The organism is Massilimicrobiota sp. An105, from assembly GCF_002161155.1.
GTDB lineage: Bacteria > Bacillota_I > Bacilli_A > Erysipelotrichales > Coprobacillaceae > Allocoprobacillus > Allocoprobacillus merdigallinarum.
On sequence record NZ_NFLY01000035.1, the window covers coordinates 1 to 18258 of the forward strand.

General features: G+C 30.0%; 15 protein-coding genes. 2 read left to right on the forward strand and 13 right to left on the reverse strand.

Features of this window, described 5'->3' with window-relative positions:
• Positions 1 to 121 precede the first annotated feature (121 nt).
• The gene (locus tag B5E48_RS09825; protein WP_087304917.1) at positions 122 to 1006 is read left to right on the forward strand and encodes a LysR family transcriptional regulator; all 885 of its coding nucleotides are present in this window, start codon (positions 122 to 124) and stop codon (positions 1004 to 1006) included.
• Positions 1007 to 1082: 76 nt separating this feature from the next.
• A complete protein-coding gene (locus tag B5E48_RS09830) occupies positions 1083 to 2552 on the forward strand; it encodes a family 1 glycosylhydrolase (RefSeq protein WP_087304918.1) in 1470 nt (489 codons plus the stop codon).
• 24 nt (positions 2553 to 2576) lie between these two features.
• On the opposite strand, the gene B5E48_RS09835 is transcribed toward B5E48_RS09830, so the two are convergent.
• From B5E48_RS09835 to B5E48_RS09895, 13 genes are all read right to left on the reverse strand, one after another.
• Positions 2577 to 3749: a YibE/F family protein gene (locus B5E48_RS09835; protein ID WP_204209713.1), complete on the reverse strand. Its 1173-nt coding sequence runs from the start codon at positions 3747 to 3749 to the stop codon at positions 2577 to 2579.
• Positions 3750 to 3806: 57 nt separating this feature from the next.
• On the reverse strand, positions 3807 to 6230 hold the full coding sequence (locus tag B5E48_RS09840) for a purple acid phosphatase family protein (protein ID WP_087304919.1): 2424 nt from the start codon (positions 6228 to 6230) through the stop codon (positions 3807 to 3809).
• 520 nt (positions 6231 to 6750) lie between these two features.
• Entirely contained in the window at positions 6751 to 8151 is a 1401-nt protein-coding gene (locus B5E48_RS09845) for a CotH kinase family protein (protein ID WP_087304920.1), read from the reverse strand.
• A gap of 1 nt (position 8152) precedes the next feature.
• Positions 8153 to 8824: a DUF4956 domain-containing protein gene (locus B5E48_RS09850; RefSeq protein WP_087304921.1), complete on the reverse strand. Its 672-nt coding sequence runs from the start codon at positions 8822 to 8824 to the stop codon at positions 8153 to 8155.
• A gap of 12 nt (positions 8825 to 8836) precedes the next feature.
• Positions 8837 to 9532, reverse strand: a complete 696-nt coding sequence (locus B5E48_RS09855) for a polyphosphate polymerase domain-containing protein (RefSeq protein ID WP_158097283.1) — start codon at positions 9530 to 9532, stop codon at positions 8837 to 8839.
• A gap of 45 nt (positions 9533 to 9577) precedes the next feature.
• Positions 9578 to 10543 (reverse strand): PepSY domain-containing protein, encoded by a 966-nt coding sequence (locus B5E48_RS09860; RefSeq protein WP_087304923.1) that lies wholly within the window; start codon positions 10541 to 10543, stop codon positions 9578 to 9580.
• Between the two features lie 3 nt (positions 10544 to 10546).
• Entirely contained in the window at positions 10547 to 11062 is a 516-nt protein-coding gene (locus tag B5E48_RS09865; protein WP_158097284.1) for an RNA polymerase sigma factor, read from the reverse strand.
• A gap of 89 nt (positions 11063 to 11151) precedes the next feature.
• Positions 11152 to 12402: a PepSY domain-containing protein gene (locus B5E48_RS09870; RefSeq protein WP_087304925.1), complete on the reverse strand. Its 1251-nt coding sequence runs from the start codon at positions 12400 to 12402 to the stop codon at positions 11152 to 11154.
• Positions 12403 to 12537: 135 nt separating this feature from the next.
• Positions 12538 to 13218, reverse strand: a complete 681-nt coding sequence (gene deoC / locus B5E48_RS09875) for a deoxyribose-phosphate aldolase (protein WP_087304926.1) — start codon at positions 13216 to 13218, stop codon at positions 12538 to 12540.
• 12 nt (positions 13219 to 13230) lie between these two features.
• Entirely contained in the window at positions 13231 to 13857 is a 627-nt protein-coding gene (locus B5E48_RS09880) for an HAD family hydrolase (RefSeq protein ID WP_087304927.1), read from the reverse strand.
• 1 nt (position 13858) lies between these two features.
• Positions 13859 to 14611 carry a GntR family transcriptional regulator gene (locus tag B5E48_RS09885; RefSeq protein WP_087304928.1) on the reverse strand — a complete coding sequence of 251 codons (753 nt, stop codon included), beginning with the start codon at positions 14609 to 14611 and terminating at the stop codon, positions 13859 to 13861.
• Between the two features lie 118 nt (positions 14612 to 14729).
• Entirely contained in the window at positions 14730 to 16493 is a 1764-nt protein-coding gene (locus B5E48_RS09890) for a class I mannose-6-phosphate isomerase (RefSeq protein WP_087304929.1), read from the reverse strand.
• 10 nt (positions 16494 to 16503) lie between these two features.
• Positions 16504 to 18252, reverse strand: coding sequence for a class I mannose-6-phosphate isomerase (locus B5E48_RS09895; RefSeq protein WP_087304930.1), 1749 nt, complete (start codon positions 18250 to 18252; stop codon positions 16504 to 16506).
• Positions 18253 to 18258: the final 6 nt, after the last annotated feature.

Genomic DNA, 18258 nt, shown 5'->3' on the forward strand with positions numbered 1-18258 from the left:
TATTTATACATCTATTATAACATATACTGTCTAATAAAAAAAGAGAAAAACATCGAAATAATCAATATTTTTCCAATTTCTGTATTATAGATGTATAATTCTAGTAGAAGTTAACGATAGAATGGAAGTTAGAGTTTTAAGATATTTTTTGGAAGTCGCCAGAGAGCGCAATATCTCAAAAGCAGCCAAACATCTTCATATTTCACAACCGACATTATCTAAACAGCTGAAAGATTTAGAGCAGGAGCTTGGTAAAAAGCTTTTCGTTCGTACCAATTATTTTATCAAACTGACAGAAGAAGGTATGTTACTGAAAAAAAGAGCTGAAGAAATTTTAGAATTGGTAGATAAAACAACGGATGAATTTAAAGCATTAGACGAAATCAATGGTGGTGATATTCATATTGGTTGTGCTGAATCTAAAGACTTACAATCTTTTATTCACATTTTAAAACAATTACAATCACATTATCCTCACATTCGTTTTCATTTATACAGCAGTGCTACAGATGCAGTAGATGAAAGATTAGATCGAGGGCTATTAGATTTTGCGATTATTGCGCAGGATGTTGATTCCACAAAATATAATTTTTTAAAAATACCTTCTGCCAATCAATGGGGTATTATTGCCAGAAAAGATATGCCTTTAGCACACAAAGAAAAAATATATATCCAGGATTTACTCGATGTTCCTTTGATTTGTTCTCGTCAATCTTTACAGGCAGATTTACCTAAATGGCTAGGCGACCAGCAGGATCAGCTCAATATTATCGCAACTTATGATTTGGCTTATAATGCTTCGTTAATGGTCAAAGAAAAAATGGGCTATGTCTTAACTTTTAATCATTTGATCTATACGGGGCATGATAGTGAATTATGTTTTCGCCCATTAGAACCCACTCTAGAATCACCTATGTATATTGTATGGAAAAAATATCAAGTCTTTTCACCAGTTGCCGAGCTGTTGTTAAAGGAACTTCAAAAAAGCTATGTGTCAAAAGCATAAGAAAATATACATATCAAGTATTTGTCTTTTTCATCATTCGCCATTACAATATAAAGTATAAGGAGGAATATAAGATATGAGTTTTCAGGAGAATTTTTTATGGGGTGGTGCGATTGCTGCCAATCAGGCTGAAGGTGCATGGAACGAAGATGGCCGTGGACCAGCCAAAACAGATGTCACAACAGGTGGCTCTGTGAAAGAACCAAGATATGTGACATTTATTGATAAGGATGGAAAACCTGGTAAAGTCATCAATGGTCAACCTATCCCTGAAGGAGCAAAGTATGCTGTTTTAGATGATTATTATTATCCTAATCATGATGGTGTAGATTTTTATCATCATTATAAAGAAGATATTGCATTATTAGCTGAGATGGGATTTAAAATGTTTAGACTTTCTATTTCATGGTCACGTTTATATCCTCATGGTGATGAAGATCAACCTAATCCAAAAGGTGTTGAATTCTATCGTTCTGTCTTTTTGGAATGTAAAAAACACGGTATTGAACCATTAGTGACAATCTGGCATTTTGATACACCATTATATTTAGAAGAACATTATGGTGGATGGAACAATCGTCAGCTTATTGATTTTTATGTGCGTTTTGCGACAACTTGTTTTAAAGAATATCAGGGGTTAGTGAAATACTGGCTCACATTTAATGAAATTAATAACACAATTATGATGTTAAATCTTTTTGGTAATCATGCTGGAGATAAAGAACATCAACAAGGTTATCAACAACTTCATTATCAATTTGTTGCAAGTGCAAAAGCAGTTCAGATTGGTCATGAAATTGATCCAAATAATATGATTGGATGTATGATTTGTGGCATTACATTTTATCCAGGAACATGTGATCCTCAAGATATTATGGCTAATCGCCATATGTGGGAAAAGAGTATTTTCTATTGTGGAGATGTTCAATGTAAAGGAAAATATCCAACTTTTGCGAAAAGATTATGGAATGAACATCATGTTCAATTAGATATCACTGAACAAGATTTAGAAGATTTAAGAAATGGTTGTGTCGATATGTATACATTCTCTTATTATATGTCTTCTATTGAAACAACACATGAAACAGATGATATGGTTTCTGGTAACTTTGCTGCGGGAGCAAGAAACCCATATTTAACATATTCTGATTGGGGATGGGCTCAAGACCCTCTAGGATTACGCTATTATCTAGAAATGATTTATGATCGTTATGAAAAACCATTAATGGTTGTAGAAAATGGTTTAGGTGCTTATGATACATTAGAAGAAGATGGAAGTATTCATGATGATTACCGCATTGATTATTTAAGAGATCATATCAAAGAAATGGGTAAAGCTATTGATAACGGTGTGAATTTGATTGGATATACAACTTGGGGATGTATTGATCTTGTCAGTGCTGGAACTGGTGAAATGAGAAAACGTTATGGTTTTATTTATGTTGATAAAGATGATTTAGGGCAGGGCACTTATAATCGCTATAGAAAAGATTCTTTCTATTGGTATAAAAAAGTGATTGAAAGTCATGGAGAAGATTTAGACTAAAAGAAAACACGTTGATCAAAATGATTAACGTGTTTTAATAACGTCTTTTTTTGCCTTTTTTGTCATGAACACTGAAGAAACAAATGAAACAAAAGGTACAGTCATAATAACCCCCAAAGACCCTGAGATCCCTTGAATAATTTCAATACCTATATCATAAGAATTAATCATCTGTAAAAATGGAATATTATATGCATAATAAATCATCAATGTACTTAAAGAACTTCCAACAAATGCTAAAATCAATGTATTAGACATTGTTCCCATCATATCTCCACCAATTTTAATACCACTCTTAAATAAAATCGCTCTTGATATATTAGGATTATGATATACTAATTCTTCTAACGTTGTTGCAATTGACATTGACATATCAACAACAGCACCTAATGATGCAATTAAAATAGCGGAGAATAATAATCCACTAACATCCAATGGTACACTCTGTCCAATATATATTAATGATTCTATATCTTCTACATTATAACCATTAATATTTGTAAACATTCCACATAACGCAGCAAATAATCCTGCCACAACAACCCCACAAACTGTTCCAATAATAGAACAATATGTTTTCATAGAAAATCCGCCTATCAGATACATCGTCATTAACGTTGTTATAATGGTAACTATAACAGCTCCTAAAAACGGTGAAAATCCTAAGTATAACATTGGTAGATATAAATAAATAATACAAATAAATGTAAAAATTAAACTAATAGCTGAAGTGAGACCTTTTCTTTTTCCAATCATAACTAAACAAATGAGAAAAAATGCAACAATCATAAATAATGTATTCGTTCTATCATAATTATACACGCTAGCTGAAAATGATCCGTCATATTCACTGACTTGTACAATAACATCTGTTCCAACTTGACAATCAGCACCATACAGATAACTATCGATATTTGTTGCTTCGACAATCTCTCCGGCATAATCTCCAGATTTGAGTTCAACATTAACAACCTGTGTTCCCAATTGTTGTCCACTTTCATCTCTACTTTCAGAAATAATTTCCACAACCGTTGCTCTTTCAAATTGAGCACCTTCAGTATCCATTAAAGACACTTTATCTACTCCTTGATTAAAAAAATACAAAAACACAAAAAACAATAAAACACATATCCAAACAACAATATGTTTTATTTGTTCTTTTCTATTCAAACTCATAAATTCATTCCACAATTTCATAAAACCCTCCAATAACGAAAACAAGACAGAACAAGTCTGTCTTGTTACTTCAATCAATTATTCAGTCTCTTTTTTTCTATAAACCTTATAAGATACAATTCCAGCTAATGAACCTACTGCTAATAATGTTAATCCTAAAACGTTGGCTGTATCCTCAGTTTTAACAGCATCTTTAGACGTAGCAGAATTTGAAGTCTGTACTATTTGATCTGATTTGCCAGATTGATCAGTTGTTTGAGAAGGAGTCTGATCTTTATTTGTTTCTTGTTGGTTTTGATTGTTATTTTGATTATTCTCATCGCCAGATTGATCAGTTGTTTGAGAAGGAGTCTGATCTTTATCTGTTTCTTGTTGGTTTTGATTGTTATTTTGATTATTCTCATCTGGGTTTACAGGTGTAACAGGTGTTATATCTTCTTTATTAACTAAAGATTGTAATTCTGTTTGTTCTTGTTTTAATGAATCAAGTAATGAACTTAATTCTGTTTTTGTAATCTTTGATTCATTCATTTGTGTTTTTAATTGAGCTAAAGCTTGTTTATACGCATTAACATTTTCTTGTGTATATTGACCTTTTTTATTTCCAATTTCAATTGTTGATAAGAATTTTCCAGCTTCATCGAATTGTGCCTGTAAATCTGCATATTCTGCTTTTGTCACAACTTCAGATTTAGCTGTTAACATATTTGTATAAACTTGATCAATTGTTGCTTCATCAACTGCTGCATTTTTATCAGCTTCATAGAATGTCTTATCCAAGAATTTTGAGTATCCTTGTTTTAAAGCATCAGTGTTATTTGGATCTCTATAATCTGTATCTTTTGCTCTAGCATAGTAATCTAATGGATCGTTGTTAGTATTCCATCTTGAAGCTAAATCATTGATAGCCACAGAATCATCAACAGTTTCTAAAGTTGTAGATAAGCCATTTAAAGCTTCTTCAATACGTTGTTTTGATCCACTTGTCATATCTACTTTATCCATTGATTGTAAATCAGCTTTTAATTCTTCAATTGAAGTTGCTTTTTCATCTTTTTTAATAGTAACATCATTTGCATATTTATCTCCATTAACATCATATGTTTTGATTGTAAATGAATCACTTGTAAAATCAATTGTTGAGAATGTTGGAATTGGATTATTAGAACGTTCAGCTAAGTAATATTGTTTATCTGTACTTAAAGCATAGAATTTACTTCCTGTTGCTGAACCAGCAGCGATATATAAAGTTCCTTCTGGATTATATGCAGTACTCGCTGCATCTTCTCCAACTCCTTCAGTTGTAATAACTTTACCATCTAAAATTTGGAAAGTACGTGCATAAGAATGATCGTGCCCAGTTAAACATACATCAATATCAAATTCATCCATTAATGGTGCAAATAAAATTCTTAAGTTAGCTCCATCCGTATTAGCATGAGGTGCGCCAGCTCCATAAATATCATGATGGAACATAACGATACGCCATTTTGCATCTTCATAACTGCTAATAGCTTCTTCTAAGAATGCTTTGTGTTGAGCAACATTACGGCTATTACTATTTAAAGAAATAATTAATGCATCACCATAACTATAGTAATAGTTTCCTCCTGCATTTGTAGATCCTAATGCAGATGCGTTTGGATTATTGTAATGTAATTTGTAATCATCACCTTTAGATTCATGATTACCAATTGTTGTTGCGACAGGAATACTTCTTAGATATTGAGGATATAAATATCCAGCATATTCCTGTTCTTTAATAATATAACGTGCTTTATCTTCAGCTGAATTATCATTTGTAACTTCTGAATAATCAATTTGATCTCCTGCAGATAAAATAAAGCTTGCATCAGGTGCTGTTTTCATTGCCTGAGTTAAAGTTTTGTTCCATGAATAAGTATCATTTGCAATATTTTGATCATTATTAGATTTTTCACCTGCTGATCCAGAAGCACCAATTTGTGGGTCTCCTACAAGAATTGCCTGGAAGTTTGTAAATGAATGTGTCTGATATGTATAAGTATCACTCCATGTACTTCCATCTACACTGTATTGATAGTAATAAGTTGTGTTTTCTTCTAAATAATTGTCAACTGATACTTTATTTGATGCTTTATAATATTCTGCATCAGTATCAAAATCATTTGTTTTATTAATACTTTGAGCTTTCCCTTCAAATACAGTAGCATTACTCATATCTTGAGATTTAGACATTTTAACTTGTGGTGTCCCAGCGACTTTTGAATACCATGCAAAATTTAAATCTTTTTCTGTTTTACCAGGTGTTAAAATAACTTTTCCTGAATCAAATTCTTCTTTATTGTTCCAAGTGTTTTTATACCAGTCTTGATATCCAGATTCATTTTGGACATTAGAAATGTAATCTTTATATCCACCTGGATGAACTCCGAATGCAAAAACTGAAGCGCTACACATTGATGACACTGTTGTCATAGTTGCTAATGAAAGAAGTAATTTTCTTTTTAAGTTTTCGTTCATTTTCATTCTCCCTTTTTTTAATTTAAAGTATCTTTCAATACTTCCGTGTATACTTTAAACAATATCAAAGAAGACCTCAATAGCATTTACAAACACTTAAACTTCTTTTACATAATTTTAAGAGAACTTCCATTTTTATTTAGAAAACTTACAAATTATTAAAATGATATCTTTAAACAAAATGATCTTACTTCATAACAAAAGAATACACTTTATACATTTTGATTATCAAGGTATCTATCATACCAACCAGCAATAATAATAACTGTTCAATTAATAAGGGAACAATTAATTTTTTAATGCCTGATTACTAAATATTTATTGCTTCTTAAGAAGGGAAATGTTAGGTTCAAGAATATTCATAATATACATTCTTCTTTTATCTTCTTTATTTTATTCTTTTGTACAATAACAATAATGAAATCCACTATAACCAAATAGAATAGTCTCCCTTAAATAAAAAAGGAATTTCTATTTAAATAGATTTTCCTTCTTTAAGTATTCTCAATTTGAAATACTATTATTTTTCATCATATAAATCTGCAATTTCTCCCATATCTTCCAATCGTATATGTGAAGCATCTATTCTTGGTGATTCTTCATTTTGTTGAGATAGATTGGCAGGTAACTGTCCTTCTAATTGTCCTCTAATACTTTTTGATCTTAGTAAGCAAAACTCCTGAAATGTATCTACGCCTAAAAGATAATCTTGATAAGAACAAAATGCAGTTGGATCTTTTCGTACATAAGAATCTATCATTTGCGTTGTGTCTTCTACCTTCTTTTGAAAATATCCACTTTCAAAATATTCATCAATAAAATATTGGAAATATTCATGATATTGTTTAAAATACTCATCATGTTGCATAACATGATGGTACAACGGTCTATTAAACATAACCTCTTGAGTATAAGGCGTATTAATAGGATAATTCACATATTTTGTCACATCATTACTAGGATTAGGCATACCTAATGAATATGTACCATATGCTAGATTATAATCCCAGGGAAGCATTGAAATCATACCATCTTCTTCATATAAATAATAGTTATGTCCCGTTGGACCTAAATAACTATCTAAATTAACCACAAAAACCTGTACTACGAAATATCTTAAAACCTCATCTATGTTGACAGCTTTTTCTATATTTTGATTATCATCTAATATTTTTAATGATTGAATTAATCTTTTTTTATCAGCTTCAGTTATCTTAAATTTCGCATTATTAAATAAATTAGGATACGATTCAATATTCTCATCAATATACTGTAACGCTAAATCTTTATTAGGTGCATAAACATCTGTATATCCAGGTTTATAAAGAATTCCATGATCTTTTCCATAATTTCTTCTTACAAAAGCTTCTTCTGGTTCTTCAATTGCTAAAAATAATCCCCAATTTTTTTGATTGATTGTCACCCAGACATAACTTGTTAGAGGAGATGGAACACCCATAAAAGACATCATCTCGTAAGTCATATAGTTTTTTAAGTATGCATTATCTTGAAAAGAACAATCTAATGTAAACTTATCCAAACCATAATAATGATATCCTGAGTCATAATGATCAAATTCTATTTTTAGACTAAAACGATCTGATTCATAACGATCAATAAGTTCTAACGAATTATTTCCTTTCACTCTCAGCCCTACCATATCAAAGGTTTCTCCATCTATCGTTATAGAAGATACATGATATTCTTTGGCTTGTGCCTGATCAAAAAATTTCTGTGAATTTTCCAATTGTATATCAATCGTATGAACATAACTTTGATCAAATAATTTAGAAGCATAAGCAGGTAATTGATAGGCTGGTGTTATACCCCAATGTCCCGGTAACATCAAACCAACAGTGATAATAAGACTAAAGATAACGAATATCATAACAAGTATATCTATATATTTATGTTTAATCATATTAATTCATATAATCTCCATTATAAGAAACCATCACTGTATATAAAACACCTTCCATATCTGAAAGCTCATTAACAAATGATGTTTCCTGATCCTTAAGTCTGATTTCATAATTCAATTCAATACAATCTTTTTTGATACTCTTGCTTTTCAACGAAAAAGCATATACCTGTTTTTGAATAAATTGATAGACATTCTTTTCACTATTTTGATTTTCACAATGAACAACTAGTATATAAGGTCTTTGTGTATTTTTCTTATGAGAAAAGATATAAAGAATAATTCCAATCCATAAACTCCCAAATACAGCTAAAGGAATTAAACCTGCTGCCAATACAATACCGACTGCTATACTCCAGAACAAAAACGCAATGTCCATAGGTTCTTTAACAGCTGTTCTAAATCGTACAATTGATAAAGCACCAACCATCCCTAAAGATAAAATAATATTACTTGTAATGGCAAGAATCACTAATGTCGTAATCATTGTTAAAGCTACAAGTGTTATTGCAAAACTGGAAGTATACATAATCCCACTATATGTTTTTTTATAAACAAAGAAAATAAACATCCCCATCATAAATGCCAAAAGTAAAGCTATTGACATATCCAGTAATGAAACAGCATGTATATTTTCTAAAAAATTTGAACGAAATATATCCTGAAAAGTCATTTTTCTTCTCCTTTACCAATCAATCTGTCGACATTTTGCAAACTTTGAATAGGCTGATGTTTTCTGTGAAAGTCCTTGTATCGCCATTTTCACAATATCAGGTAAAAATTCATTATATTTCACTTCGAATACTGCAAAATCATCTACACCTATTTTTCTATGGTCCAATGATAAAAAATCATATATATTTTTATATGTACACAAATATCTATCTATTGTTAATCTTACCTTGGATACATCATATGTATAAGCCTGCCTTTGGTATGATACAATCACACAAGGTTTTAATAATTCTCCTTTTAATGCACTATAAAATTCAATCATTAATGGAGTACCACTTTTTAATAAAAAATCTATATCTCCATTCAATATGTCTTGAACCTGTTTAACAGTCAATTTCGTAGAACGTTTCGCACATAACCCATTATGTTTCATTTTCTTTTCTAATCGTATAAAACTTAAATCATGATTATAATATCGTATTCTAAACTTATGCCTTTGTGATACCCCATTTAACTTTTCTTTTAAAGCTCTATCATCAGGTGTATCAAAATAAAGACTATGAACATCATAATATCCTTCATTTAATGTATAATGATCTTTAGAGAATAATAAATTCAATCTTCGATTTAAAATCTCTGCTTCTAATGGATTGATAATATGTTTAAGTTCGTGCCGATATTGAATAGGTTTATAATTCTTAATCATAAGCATAACCTCTCTATAAATTGAGGAGTTTATTTCCATAAACTCCTACATTTTCACATCAAATGAAACAATTTCTCCACTAATAGCATTCACTTGATAACTATAACTTGCATATGAATCTGTAAAATTCACATTATATACAAGTTGATTGCTTTTAACATCCAATTCATCTTCATACGACTTCAAATCATTAAGAGTCACTTGAGCATGTTCTAAAACTTTTGTTCTAACTTCTTCATCTCTCAAATATCCACTATGACTCTCTACCCCATCTATCGTAATTGTTTTAAACTGTATATTTTTATAATGAATTAATGTATTTAAATCATTAATGGAAAGATCAACCAAATCAGAAAATTCATAATCTGGATTGACACCTATTAATTTTTTTATTAACGTGACCTTACCTACAGAAATCCCATATTTTTTAGCTAATTCCTGTCGTTCTTTAGAAAAACTGTAATCCTGTGAAACAACTGATGCATTTAATGAATAACCCGATAAAATATCTTTAACATCTGATGCAACTTGTTCTTTCAATTCTTCTCTAATTTCTTTATCCTGTCCTTGAACACTAACTAAAACTGAATTTTTAGCTTCACTTATATATCCATATTTAAACATACTTCCTATAATAGCATTTACAGCTACATCCAAATCTGTATTTTCTAAATCCATCTCTTCTAAAACAAGAACTGCATCTTCATTGTGACAAATAACCTCTTCTACTCGCCTTTCATTATTGACTTCCAATTCAATGCTTGGATTCACTTCAAAGGCAACTGAATAAGCCTCTTGTGAAGGCCAAAAAAGAAAACCAATCACAATCATACACATAACAACTGCAAGTGATAATGATTTATGAATATGAATTTTTCTTTTATGAACTTCATCTTCAGGTCTAACTTGAGATATGTACTGTATATCTTGGAGTAATTCATTTTTTCTTGAAGGTGTATGAACACTTTGAAATTCCTGTCTAATCATCTTTTTTATCTTTCTATTATTCATAGTTCATTCCTCCAAACTTTTTTTCAATTTCTTTAATGAACGATGATATTTATTTAAAACTGTTGTTAATTTCATTTCCATAATTTCAGAAATTTCTTTAAAAGTTAATCCTTCTTCTACATGTAAGATGATGATTTCTCTTTCTTCAACTGAGAGTTTATCCAATAGAACCCGAATCATCATCTTATCATGTATATCTTTCATCCCTTCATCTACAGCATCAATTTCATAATCGACAACCTGTTCCCTATTATGTTTTCTAAATGACATATAAGTGATGTTGCGAGAGATTGTTATTATCCATGCTTTAGGATGACCATTTTCTTTATACAGATGAATATTTTTATATATCTGTATAAAAGTATCGTGAGTCAAATCCTGTGCCATTTCCTTTGATTTGACAATACTATAAATATAGCGATAAATATCATCATGCATCAAATCATATATTTCTCCTAAAATATCTGTTTCATTTTTTAATCGAATTAACAATTTCTCTAATTTTTTCTCTCTTAACATCATTGATCTCTCCTATGATGTTAATATCTCATTTATGATTTATCTATTTCTTTCATGTTTATATTAAGAATATATTAAGTTTACGTTAATTAATCATCGTAATTTGTATCATCATGATCATCATCTTTGTCATAATTTGTATCATCATCATGATCATCATAATTTGTATTATCATAGTTTGTATTGTCATAATTTGTATTTTTATTTGTTGATTGTCCTGAACTTGATGGTTGTGTTGATGGTTTTGAAGTAGCAGGTTTATTTGTTGACTGATAATTCGTATTATCATAATTTGTATTATCATAATTTGTGTTTTTACTTGTTTGTGATGAAGTTGATGGTTTGGATGCTGCTGGTTTACTTGTTGAATTATAGTTTGTATTATCATAGTTTGTATTGTCATAATTCGTATTGTTTTGATTTGTTACTTTATTTTGTGTTGTCTGTTGTGTATTTGATGGTTTACTTACAGGTTTAACTTCTGGTTCAACCTCTCTTTCTACAATCCCTTTTGCAGCACTCACTTCATATTCATATTCATTTTGATTATATTTAAATTCTATATCATAAGTCAAAACACCATTTTCCATATCATAATCAATTTCCAATTCTTTAATCTGACTCTTTGAAACGGAAGCATTCTTTAATGCGATATTTAAAGCTTCATCTTTTGTAATATATTGTTTTGTACTAACATTTCCTACCATTTTATTGGCATTTTTTTGTGTATCATCTTTATCTAAAGACTGATAAATTAAAATTAAATCTTGAGCATTAAGTTTCACCAAATCCTCTACTTTATATGTCTTCTTAGCATCATCATTTTCATCTATAATATCTTCAATTAAATTTGCTTTTCCATAAGAAATGCTGTATTTATTCATCAAAGATTCCACATCATCATCAATATCTATATCTTGAGAATAAATAGCACCTTCAATAGAATAACTCTTCAATGTTGTATAAATATATTGACTCAATTCATCTTCTAAGGCCACTCTTGCTTGATCATCATCATTTTCAACTGACAATAAGACTGTATTTTGATTTGCATTTAAATATCCATTCTTAACCAATGAACCAAGTACTGCATTCATTGCGACATTCGCATCTGCCTGTTCTAACTCCATATCTTGTAATACTTTTTTAGCATCATCATTAACTGCGATAGCTTCTATAACTTTATCGTCCTCATCCAAATGTAATTGGATACTAGGATTCACATCTAGTGTCACAAGACTCGTATATTTTTGTGCACTTTGTCCATTTCCACACCCAGTCACCATTGATAACATAATGACTCCTGTTCCTAATAATTTTATCATATTTGTTTTTTTCATAGTTTTCTCATCTCCTTCACTCTATTAATGTATAAACATACTGATTTATCACAACAAAATTAAAAAAATTTTTATAACAAAAAAACATCCTTTTCAGGGATGCTCTTTTTTAAAATATAAAACACGTTATTCTTCTCATAATTTATGATTATCCTCTTCAAATTCTTCCAATATCTTGAGTGAACTGCTTGTTCCAATACGACTTGCTCCAGCTTCTATCATTGCTCGGCATGTTTTCCAATCACGTATTCCTCCGGCAGCTTTCACTTTGACTTCATCTCCAACTGTTTCTTTCATTAAACGAACATCTTCTACTGTTGCTCCTGAAGTGCCAAAACCTGTACTTGTTTTGATATAGTCTGGTTTAACCCCTTTAGCAATTTCAGCAATTTTTACAATCTCTTCCTTTGTTAAATAACAATTTTCAAAAATAACCTTACAAATCACCTGATTTTCATGACACAGTTCAACAATGCTTCTCATTTCCTGTTCAATATAATTCCAGTCATGCATTTTTGCTTTACCTATGTTTATCACATAATCTATCTCATCTGCCCCATCATCAATAGCCTGCTTTGTTTCAGCCAATTTGATATCTAGTGTTGTTTGTCCTAAAGGAAAAGAAATAGCTGCTCCCACATGAATATTTGTTCCTTGTAATAACTCTTTACATAACTTTACAGGTTCACTGTTAATTGCTACCATTGCAGCTCCAATATCTTTAGCCTCATCACATAATTTAATAAAATCATCTCTCGAGGCATAAGCCTTTAAAAACGTATGATCAAACATACTAGCTAGTTCTTCTTTTGTCATGTAAAAACCTCCTTATAATAATTTCAACAATTGCATGTGATTAGTAATAATTATATCACTTTGACTTTGATTATTTTGAAATTTTCCTGAATAGTAAGCAACAACTTCTAAACCTGCCATTTTTGCTGCTTGTATTCCAAAAGTACTATCCTCTACAACAAACAATGGCTTTTGATATTTTTGTTGTCTTACAATTATTTGATAGACTTCCGGACTAGGCTTTGTTTTTTTAACATCTTCTTTTCCCATGTAAAATAATATATACTTATCTAAGTTTAAATCTGTCAAAACTTGTTTTATTATTTTTCTTGGTGACGAAGAAGCTATGATAATATCAATATTCTTTTGAAAGATATTTTCTATGCATTGTTGAACATTTGGAAAAACTATTTGCTGATAATTAGGGAATTTTAATTCCTGAAGATACTTTTCAAAAAGGTATTGAATATTACCTTGATAATTAATATATTCTTTTAAAATATCAAATATATCTTTAGTATTTAAACCTAGTATTTCTTCTAGTTTCTTCTCTGGTATAACATATCCTCTAGATACAAAAAAATTCCTTAACTGGTTCATGTACCAACTTTCACTATCAATAATAACTCCATCCATATCAAAAATAATATACGGTTTCATCTTAACCCCTCTTAAATGTTGCTGTCATATTAATAAAAGTGACATCTAAAGATGAAATAGAATATTCTATGACGGTTCCATCGTCAGCATATCCAATATCTTGGACAAGCATAATTGGATTTGTAGAGCTGACTTCTAAAATTTTTCTAACTTCACTATCAGGTAAACTTGGAATTAGTGTTTCTCGAATAATAGATACTTTTAATCCTTTACTATCCAGATACTGGTAGAAATGCTGTGCTGCTTCTTTAGCCTCTTTATCAAAATTTTCTAATAATTTTTTATCAATATATGAGCGTGAAAATGATGCTACCTTTATTCCAGCATATCTGACTCTATCCATGACCCATACAAGATCACCTACATTTATTGATAAGTGTTTAGCAATATCTGGTGTAGCCTCAGTTATTCCAACATTTAAAAATTTTGTTTTACAAACAAAACCATTTCTATTAATAACTTTATCTAATTTATATATTGTTGAATTGATAACCTCTTGTTGATCATTAATTTTTTTCTTAGATGAAACAAATGTTCCAACGCCTTTTCTTTTATATAAATAACCCTCAGTTACAAGCTCATTTAATGCCTGTCTAACTGTTGTTCTGCTTAACTGATATTTATCAATTAATTCGTGTTCAGTGGGAATTGTTTCATCTTCCTTATAAACACCATCATCAATCAAATTGATTATAATTTGCTTTAGCTGGTAATATAATGGTAAAGGTATATTTTTATCAATAGTATATTTCATTTATATATCAACTCCTCTTGTCACATTGTAACATTTTTTCCATATTTTACCTATTTATTATTATTATAAATTTGAAAAAATAGGGATTTTCACCCTATTTTTTCAAAAAGGGAAGTATTTATTGATACGCATTACCCATATCCATATAACATTCTAAAACAGCCAATTCTTCATCAGATTTATCTTTAGGTTTTATTACATATTGTCCAACACTTGCAGGAATAAAAACTGCTTCAGCATAATGAATTTCAATAGGCTCAAATTCATTATTAGGACTAACAATAATAGCTTCTTCTCCTTCTACAAGTACATGCAATTTTACATGATCCTTTGTTTCAAAAAACACTGGCTTATTAAACCAATATCTATCAACTTTTAATAATTCATATTCCATTGTTCCACTATGCTCTTTTCTCCATCCAGTTCCTCTATCAACTTCAGCTTTTTTAGAAATAAGATGTTCTTTTACAAATTTAGTTTGATATTTTTCTTGAATAACCTTTTCACCATGATCTATATTAATTGGTCTTGGTTTACCATCAGCATCAATACGTCCCCAATCCCAGAGTTTGAATGTCTGAAATCCAATTGGATTTATTTCTAATACTAAAGTATCTTTACCAGAAGCATGAATTGTTCCACTTGGAATATAAATATGGTCATGTTTTTTCATTGGAAAACGATTAATCCATTGTTCATCATCAAATTCACCAATTTTTTGAGCTTCTTTAAAGGCTTTAACCAGTTCCTCTTTTTTGACTCCATCCTTAGTCCCTAAATATACAGAACTTTTTTCAGATGTATCAAGAAAATAATAACTCTCATAATGTCCAAATGGAAAATTAAAAACTTCTTGTGCATATCCAATATCTGGATGAACTTGCAAACTTAAATTTCCACCACCCCATGTATCTAAAAAATCACATCCAACTGGGCAATTATATCCAAACCAGAAAAAATTTTGATTTCCTAAAAACTCAACAGCTTTATATTGTACTATATCTCTACCAATAATTCTAAATTCATTTTCTCCTAATTTTGCTAGTGTATTTTGAAAATTCATCCATCCAGTCATACCCCAAGCTGTATTTTCTTTATCAAGTCCTCCATTTAAAACATCCTTACACCAATGTCCACCCCATACTCCTCTATTAAAGAATGGTTCAAGTTTAAAAGGATGAGAAGCAAAGTAATTCAATGCTTTTCTAAAATCATCTCCTGTTGTCATAACAGGATTGTCTTTATTATCACCATCTATTACAAAATCCATATCATCAAAAATATGACGTTTATGACTATCAAAATACTTGGATTCAACAAAATTAAAAATTTTTTCTTTTGTCAATGGATCTTCATCTGGATTATTCATTCCCCAATTTGTTAATGTCGAAAAATAACCATCTTTAATTCTTTGAATTGTAATATTGTTATATACAAGAATATTTCCCTTTGTCACCAAAGTTGCTCCTATTCCATAAATAACAATTAATCCTTGAGTACTATTTATTACTTCTTGCGCTGTTTTTAGCTTTTGTTTATCAAAATATTCATCTATTTGCCCGACTGCAAATACTCCATTAATACGATCTTCAGTTATAAATTTGTCTAATCTATCATGTAAAACATCATCGGAAGCTCTCAGATCATCTGTACAAATTACTAATTGTGGATGAATATTGTCTATCAAAAACTGTCGTATCTCTTTATGATTAATATGATAATATGAATCAATAACCATTACACATTTAGAATCATATTTTTGTATTTCAGAATCAATCACTCTACATATTTGCTGATATCCTTTCCAAGATTGTGTTTCTTCTACAACAAATACAGGATGTAAATCAAAATTTGGAATTCTTTCATTTATCTTTTCGTACATAATAGTCCTCCTATATATCCATATAAATTTCTAAAACAGCACACTCTTGAAGACGTGATTTTCCATATGGTTTAATAGTATACTGACCTGCTGCTGGAGGGACAAAAACTGCTTCTGCATAATGAATAACAACTGGTTCAAAACTATTATCTAAACTTTCAATAATAGCTTCCTCTCCCTCTACAAGAACATGAATCATAATACAATCATTTGGATCAAAATGTACTGTCTTATTAAACCAATATCTGTTTACTTCCATAGGAGCCTCAAATGGCATTGTTCCGCTTCTTTCTTTTTTCCATCCATACCCTCTATCTACTTCTTGCTTTTTAGAAATAAATTGGTCTTTAATCATTTGGGTTTGAAATTCCTCTTGAATAACATGTTTTCCATGATCAATATTAATAGGTCTAGGTTTTCCATCATAATCTAAACGTCCCCAATCCCATAATTTAAATGTTGTAAAGCAAAACATATCTATCTCAAGTGTTAATGTATTTTTACCAGCAGAGTGAATTGTACCTCCAGGGATAAAGACATGATCATGTTTTTTTACAGGAAAATGATTAATCCACTTTTCATCATCAAATTCTCCAGTTTCTTGGGCAGTTTCAAAAGCTGCTACTAACTCATCAAGTTTTACACCATCCTTTGTTCCTAAATAAACCGAGCTTTCGTCACAAGTATCTAACATATAATAGCTTTCATAATGTCCCCATGATGAATTAAATACTTCTTGAGCATAGGCAATCGTGGGATGAACCTGTAGACTAAGATTACCTCCACCCCATGTATCTAAGAAATTAACATGCAATGGACATCTATTTCCATAGAGATACCAGATTTTTCTTCCTAATACTTCTTTAGGGTTACATAAAATTAAATCTGTTGATGGAAATTCAAAAATAGCATTATTCAATTGTGCAGCTACGGCTTGCCAATCCAAAAATCCTGTAATTCCCCATGCTGTATTTTCTAAATCTTTTCCAGCATTTAAAACTTCTTGACACCAATGTCCACCCCATACTCCTTTCGTAAAAATAGGGATTGGTTTAAATGGACTTGTTGAAAATTTATGTATAATTTCATCGAAATCTTTTTTTGTTATCATGATAAACTGATTATCTTGATTACAATCAATGACATAATCGCATATTTTATAAATATCTCTTTTATGTTTGTCTTGAACTCTACTTTCCAAAAAATTAAATCTCTTTTCTTTTCTCAAATATTCTTCATCTTCATTATGAGCACCCCAATTTCCTAAACCTTGCTGATATCTATCTTTTATTGTTTGATAGCTAATAGAACCATATACTAAGATATCTGGTTGACAAATTGTTTTTGATGCTACACCATAAACAACAATTAAACCTTGAGTGTTTTTTATTTTATCTTGTACATCTTTTATCTTGTCAAAATCAAAAAATTCTTCAATAGTTCCTACACTAAATACCCCATTTACACGATCATCTGTAATAAATCTACCAAACTTTTCTTGAATGATTGATTCATCATACTTAGCTATATCAGAATGAATAATCAATTGAGGTTGTAACGCTTTTGCTATTTTTTCAAATATTTCTTCATTAACACCATGATAATAATCAAAACAAATAACAATACGATCCTTTTGAATTAATTTTATTTGAGCATTAATTTCATTAACAATATCATTAAACCCAACTTTAGCACTTATATTTATATTTTTTTTAGGATACAAATCAAAATTTGGTACTCTATTTTTTATTTCATACATATATCT

Bases quoted from the DNA above. Each gene is read 5' to 3' on its own strand.
- B5E48_RS09825 (WP_087304917.1), top strand. From the start codon at position 122: ATGGAAGTTAGAGTTTTAAGATATTTTTTGGAAGTCGCCAGAGAGCGC.
- B5E48_RS09830 (WP_087304918.1), top strand. From the start codon at position 1,083: ATGAGTTTTCAGGAGAATTTTTTATGGGGTGGTGCGATTGCTGCCAAT.
- B5E48_RS09835 (WP_204209713.1), bottom strand. From the start codon at position 3,749: ATGAAATTGTGGAATGAATTTATGAGTTTGAATAGAAAAGAACAAATA.
- B5E48_RS09840 (WP_087304919.1), bottom strand. From the start codon at position 6,230: ATGAACGAAAACTTAAAAAGAAAATTACTTCTTTCATTAGCAACTATG.
- B5E48_RS09845 (WP_087304920.1), bottom strand. From the start codon at position 8,151: ATGATTAAACATAAATATATAGATATACTTGTTATGATATTCGTTATC.
- B5E48_RS09850 (WP_087304921.1), bottom strand. From the start codon at position 8,824: ATGACTTTTCAGGATATATTTCGTTCAAATTTTTTAGAAAATATACAT.
- B5E48_RS09855 (WP_158097283.1), bottom strand. From the start codon at position 9,532: ATGATTAAGAATTATAAACCTATTCAATATCGGCACGAACTTAAACAT.
- B5E48_RS09860 (WP_087304923.1), bottom strand. From the start codon at position 10,543: ATGAATAATAGAAAGATAAAAAAGATGATTAGACAGGAATTTCAAAGT.
- B5E48_RS09865 (WP_158097284.1), bottom strand. From the start codon at position 11,062: ATGTTAAGAGAGAAAAAATTAGAGAAATTGTTAATTCGATTAAAAAAT.
- B5E48_RS09870 (WP_087304925.1), bottom strand. From the start codon at position 12,402: ATGAAAAAAACAAATATGATAAAATTATTAGGAACAGGAGTCATTATG.
- deoC (WP_087304926.1), bottom strand. From the start codon at position 13,218: ATGACAAAAGAAGAACTAGCTAGTATGTTTGATCATACGTTTTTAAAG.
- B5E48_RS09880 (WP_087304927.1), bottom strand. From the start codon at position 13,857: ATGAAACCGTATATTATTTTTGATATGGATGGAGTTATTATTGATAGT.
- B5E48_RS09885 (WP_087304928.1), bottom strand. From the start codon at position 14,611: ATGAAATATACTATTGATAAAAATATACCTTTACCATTATATTACCAG.
- B5E48_RS09890 (WP_087304929.1), bottom strand. From the start codon at position 16,493: ATGTACGAAAAGATAAATGAAAGAATTCCAAATTTTGATTTACATCCT.
- B5E48_RS09895 (WP_087304930.1), bottom strand. From the start codon at position 18,252: ATGTATGAAATAAAAAATAGAGTACCAAATTTTGATTTGTATCCTAAA.